The following is a 5,750-nucleotide window of genomic DNA, read 5'->3' on the forward strand; positions in this document are numbered from 1 at the left end:
CCAGACGACAGAAAGCCCCGCGGCGTTTGGCAGCGGGGCTTTGATGTTTTGGGTGCGGGAGCAGGATTTGAACCTGCGACCTTCAGGTTATGAGCCTGACGAGCTACCGGGCTGCTCCATCCCGCGGCAAGGCGGTTAGTGAGGAAGAATGGTTCGAAGACGAAGGGGTCTCAAGTAGCGCGAAGCGCGGAAGACCCGATGAATAATGCTTATGTGCTTGGTAGACCCCGCGGCGACCTACTCTCCCGCGCCTTGAGACGAAGTACCATTGGCTCTGGAGGGCTTAACGACCGAGTTCGGAATGGGATCGGGTGTGGAACCTCCGACATAGCCACGGGGTCAACCAAACACATAAAGCAGAAGAAGACATCGTCGCGATTGTATTATCGGCAAGTAGAACCGAATGAGTTTTGCTGAGAAACGATCAAGCCGATCGGATTATTAGTACCAGTAAGCTTCACACGTCACCGCGCTTCCACACCTGGCCTATCAACGTGGTAGTCTTCCACGATCCTCAGCGAAGCCTTGTTTTGAGGTTAGTTTCCCGCTTAGATGCTTTCAGCGGTTATCTATTCCATACTTAGCTACCCTGCTGCACGGCTGGCGCCATGACAGGTCCACCAGAGGTATGTCCATCCCGGTCCTCTCGTACTAGGGACAGATCCTCTCAAGCTTCGAACACCCACGGCAGATAGGGACCAAACTGTCTCACGACGTTCTGAACCCAGCTCACGTACCACTTTAAATGGCGAACAGCCATACCCTTGGGACCTGCTCCAGCCCCAGGATGTGATGAGCCGACATCGAGGTGCCAAACTTTGCCGTCGATATGGACTCTTGGGCAAAATCAGCCTGTTATCCCTAGAGTACCTTTTATCCGTTGAGCGATGGCCCTTCCACTCGGGACCACCGGATCACTATGGCCGACTTTCGTCTCTGCTCGACTTGTCAGTCTCGCAGTCAGGCGGGCTTATGCCATTGCACTCGACGACCGATTTCCGACCGGTCTGAGCCCACCATCGCGCGCCTCCGTTACACTTTAGGAGGCGACCGCCCCAGTCAAACTACCCACCACGCCATGTCCCGGGACCGGATAACGGTCCTCGGTTAGACGTCAACGACAGTAAGGGTGGTATTTCAAGGATGGCTCCACCAGAGCTGGCGCCCCGGTTTCATAGCCTCCCACCTATCCTACACATACGGTCGCTAACGCCAAGGCGAAGCTATAGTAAAGGTTCATAGGGTCTTTCCGTCTGACCGCGGGAACCCCGCATCTTCACGGGGAATTCAATTTCACTGAGCCTGTGCTGGAGACAGTGGGGAAGTCGTTACGCCATTCGTGCAGGTCGGAACTTACCCGACAAGGAATTTCGCTACCTTAGGACCGTTATAGTTACGGCCGCCGTTTACCTGGGCTTCAGTTCGGAGCTTTCACTCCTCCCTTTAACCTTCAGGCACCGGGCAGGCGTCAGACCCTATACGTCGCATTGCTGCTTCGCAGAGCCCTGTGTTTTTGCTAAACAGTCGCTACCCCCTGGCTTGTGCCACTCATTCCTGCTTGCGCAAGGTGAGTCACGCTTATTCCGAAGTTACGCGTGCAATTTGCCGAGTTCCTTCAGCACAGTTCTCTCAAGCGCCTTGGTATGCTCTACCTGACCACCTGTGTCGGTTTCGGGTACGGTCTCTGCTGGAGTTATTTCCAGGGACAACGCCCCTGCAAGGACAATCCAATAAGCCCTTACAAGTTATGCCATCCGTCACTTCCAGCTGGTGCAGGAATATTTACCTGCTTCCCATCGACTACGCTTTTCAGCCTCGCCTTAGGGGCCGACTAACCCTGCGCAGATTAGCTTTACGCAGGAACCCTTGGTCTTTCGGCGACAGAGTTTCTCACTCTGTTTATCGTTACTCATGTCAGCATTCTCACTTCCGATACCTCCAGCCAACCTCACGGTTGACCTTCACAGGCTTACGGAACGCTCCGCTACCGCTTGCAGTAAACTGCAAACCCATATCTTCGGCGCATGGCTTTAGCCCCGTTACATTTTCCGCGCAGGATCGCTTGATCAGTGAGCTGTTACGCTTTCTTTAAAGGATGGCTGCTTCTAAGCCAACCTCCTGATTGTCAAAGCAATCCCACATCGTTTCCCACTTAGCCATGACTTGGGGGCCTTAGATGATGGTTAGGGTTGTTTCCCTTTTCACGACGGACGTTAGCACCCGCCGTGTGTCTGCCCGATAGTTCTCTTAGGTATTCGGAGTTTGGTTAGTATTGGTACCGCTCGCGCAGCCCGCAACCATCCAGTGCTCTACCCCCTAAGGAATTCGTCGGACGCTCTACCTAAATAGATTTCGCGGAGAACCAGCTATGTCCAGGTTTGATTGGCCTTTCACCCCTATCCACAAGTCATCCGAGAATTTTTCAACATTCACCGGTTCGGTCCTCCAGTTAGTGTTACCTAACCTTCAACCTGCTCATGGATAGATCACCTGGTTTCGGGTCGTCATACGTCGAACTTAGCGCCCTATTCAGACTCGCTTTCGCTACGCCTACACCTAACGGCTTAAGCTTGCTCGACACATGAAGTCGCTGACCCATTATACAAAAGGTACGCCGTCACCCCGCTTGGGGGCTCCGACTGCTTGTAGGCTTCCGATTTCAGGATCTGTTTCACTCCCCTTGTCGGGGTGCTTTTCACCTTTCCCTCACGGTACTTGTTCACTATCGGTCGTAGAGGAGTACTTAGGCTTGGAGGGTGGTCCCCCCATGTTCAGACAGGATTTCACGTGTCCCGCCCTACTCGAGTCTCTTGCTGTTTGACGGCTACGGGGCTGTCACCCGCTATGGCCAAGCTTTCCAGCTTGTTCGCCTTTATTTCACAAGAGCACTGGCCTGGTCCCGGTTCGCTCGCCACTACTACGGGAGTCTCGGTTGATGTCCTTTCCTCCGGTTACTGAGATGTTTCAGTTCACCGGGTTCGCTTAATGAAGCCTATGTATTCAGCTCATTATACCTTTAAACAATCAGCCAATCCGTGCCTTCCCGAGGGAAAGCAAAGTTGGAAGACTGTAAAGGTGGGTTTCCCCATTCGGAAATAGCCGGATCAAAGGGTGCTAGCGCCTCCCCGGCTCTTATCGCAGCTTGCCACGTCCTTCATCGCCTCTCTACGCCAAGGCATCCGTCAGAAGCCCTTCAACGCTTGATCGTTTCTCAGCAAAACCCATGCATAGGCTACCCGGGGGATGGAAAGAGGTATCCGCCGGACCTACACCTGGTTTTACTTGCCAGACGATGTCTTCTTCGAACCTGTCCTGAAAGCCTATGAGGGGCCGGACAAATTCTTCCTTCACAATGTCAATGCAGACGATCCGAAGATCAGCTGCAAACCTTGATATGATCGCGAGACGCCGGGTCATCTTTCGGTGCGCTGAACAGCGCACTCAAACGGTGCTCAAGTAGTCCAAAGGACGGTAGCACCAGAAAAGATGGTGGAGCCAGACGGAGTCGAACCGACGACATCCTGCTTGCAAAGCAGGCGCTCTACCAACTGAGCTATGGCCCCATTAGGGTTTCAAGCTTGGAAGAGCCGTCGACGATGCCGCGGTCCAGCTTAGAGCTGGTAGGCCCGGGCAGACTCGAACTGCCGACCTTACGCTTATCAGGCGTACGCTCTAACCACCTGAGCTACGGGCCTTCGGCAGTGCGACAGCCAGGACTGCTCCAGGCTCGCGATCGCGCCATCACTGTCATGAGCCCGAATGGCCCAAGGTCGTGATGACGAATGGTTGGAAAGAGAAACGGAGACGGCGGCGTCCCGCATAATGCCAGTGTACCGAAGTACCTGGCTAAATCGGAGCCTCAATAGCCTCGTGAGAGACTGGAGAAGCATCCTTAGAAAGGAGGTGATCCAGCCGCAGGTTCCCCTACGGCTACCTTGTTACGACTTCACCCCAGTCGCTGACCCTACCGTGGTCGACTGCCTCCTTACGGTTAGCGCATCGCCTTCGGGTAGAACCAACTCCCATGGTGTGACGGGCGGTGTGTACAAGGCCCGGGAACGTATTCACCGCGGCATGCTGATCCGCGATTACTAGCGATTCCAACTTCATGCCCTCGAGTTGCAGAGGACAATCCGAACTGAGACGACTTTTAAGGATTAACCCTCTGTAGTCGCCATTGTAGCACGTGTGTAGCCCACCCTGTAAGGGCCATGAGGACTTGACGTCATCCCCACCTTCCTCCGGCTTAGCACCGGCAGTCCCATTAGAGTTCCCAACTAAATGATGGCAACTAATGGCGAGGGTTGCGCTCGTTGCGGGACTTAACCCAACATCTCACGACACGAGCTGACGACAGCCATGCAGCACCTGTGTCCTAGTCTCCGAAGAGAAAGCCAGATCTCTCTGGCGGTCCAGGCATGTCAAAAGGTGGTAAGGTTCTGCGCGTTGCTTCGAATTAAACCACATGCTCCACCGCTTGTGCGGGCCCCCGTCAATTCCTTTGAGTTTTAATCTTGCGACCGTACTCCCCAGGCGGATTGCTTAATGCGTTAGCTGCGTCACCGAACTGCATGCAGCCCGACAACTAGCAATCATCGTTTACGGCGTGGACTACCAGGGTATCTAATCCTGTTTGCTCCCCACGCTTTCGCGCCTCAGCGTCAGTAATGAGCCAGTATGTCGCCTTCGCCACTGGTGTTCTTCCGAATATCTACGAATTTCACCTCTACACTCGGAGTTCCACATACCTCTCTCACACTCAAGACATCCAGTATCAAAGGCAGTTCCAGAGTTGAGCTCTGGGATTTCACCCCTGACTTAAATGTCCGCCTACGCGCCCTTTACGCCCAGTAATTCCGAGCAACGCTAGCCCCCTTCGTATTACCGCGGCTGCTGGCACGAAGTTAGCCGGGGCTTCTTCTCCGGGTACCGTCATTATCGTCCCCGGTGAAAGAATTTTACAATCCTAAGACCTTCATCATTCACGCGGCATGGCTGCGTCAGGCTTTCGCCCATTGCGCAAGATTCCCCACTGCTGCCTCCCGTAGGAGTTTGGGCCGTGTCTCAGTCCCAATGTGGCTGGTCATCCTCTCAGACCAGCTACTGATCGTCGCCTTGGTGAGCCATTACCTCACCAACTAGCTAATCAGACGCGGGCCGCTCTAAAGGCGATAAATCTTTCCCCCGAAGGGCACATTCGGCATTACCACCCGTTTCCAGGAGCTATTCCGAACCTAAAGGCACGTTCCCACGTGTTACTCACCCGTCCGCCACTAACCCCGAAGGGTCCGTTCGACTTGCATGTGTTAGGCCTGCCGCCAGCGTTCGCTCTGAGCCAGGATCAAACTCTCAGGTTGAGTTGACTTATCTGACCTAAGCATCAACGAACCTAAGTTCGTTTGGCATTAGTTCTACGTATTATTGACGAGATCCCACGTCACCGATCCGAAGATCAGTTACATGGTATGTCTTTTCAAAAAGACCGCAGATTGTCAGTGTCGACTAAAGTTCCGAAGAACTTCGCTAGGACACCGCCGCCTGCGTTTCTCTTTCCAGATCAACGATTTCAAAGACCTAAACCGGTAAAACCGGCCAAACCGTTTAACGCCCGTTCGCGGCGGAGGCGGTGTTTAACGCCCCTGATTTTCCGTGTCAACCAGTTCTTTTTAAAGAACTTTTTCAACACTCCCGAAACCCGAAGGCCCCGGCGGAGGCGGCTATCTAAGGAATGCCGATCTCCTTGTCAACCA

At 53.9% G+C, this 5,750-nt stretch carries 3 tRNA genes and 3 rRNA genes; all 6 read right to left on the minus strand.

Features of this window, described 5'->3' with window-relative positions:
* Positions 1–49 precede the first annotated feature (49 nt).
* The 6 genes from CQ039_RS16415 to CQ039_RS16440 all read right to left on the minus strand — a co-directional run bounded on the left by CQ039_RS16415 (position 50) and on the right by CQ039_RS16440 (position 5,357).
* A tRNA-Met gene (locus CQ039_RS16415) sits at positions 50–126 on the minus strand.
* Between the two features lie 98 nt (positions 127–224).
* A 5S ribosomal RNA gene (gene rrf / locus CQ039_RS16420) occupies positions 225–339 on the minus strand.
* Positions 340–420: 81 nt separating this feature from the next.
* Positions 421–3,206: ribosomal RNA gene (locus CQ039_RS16425) — 23S ribosomal RNA — on the minus strand.
* Positions 3,207–3,487: 281 nt separating this feature from the next.
* Positions 3,488–3,563 (minus strand) — tRNA-Ala (locus CQ039_RS16430).
* Between the two features lie 55 nt (positions 3,564–3,618).
* A tRNA-Ile gene (locus CQ039_RS16435) sits at positions 3,619–3,695 on the minus strand.
* Positions 3,696–3,896: 201 nt separating this feature from the next.
* Positions 3,897–5,357: ribosomal RNA gene (locus CQ039_RS16440) — 16S ribosomal RNA — on the minus strand.
* Together the 16S, 23S and 5S rRNA genes with 3 tRNA genes alongside form the textbook arrangement of a ribosomal RNA operon.
* Between the last annotated feature and the right edge of the window lie 393 nt (positions 5,358–5,750).

It is taken from the genome of Brevundimonas sp. MYb52 (assembly GCF_002979535.1).
GTDB lineage: Bacteria > Pseudomonadota > Alphaproteobacteria > Caulobacterales > Caulobacteraceae > Brevundimonas.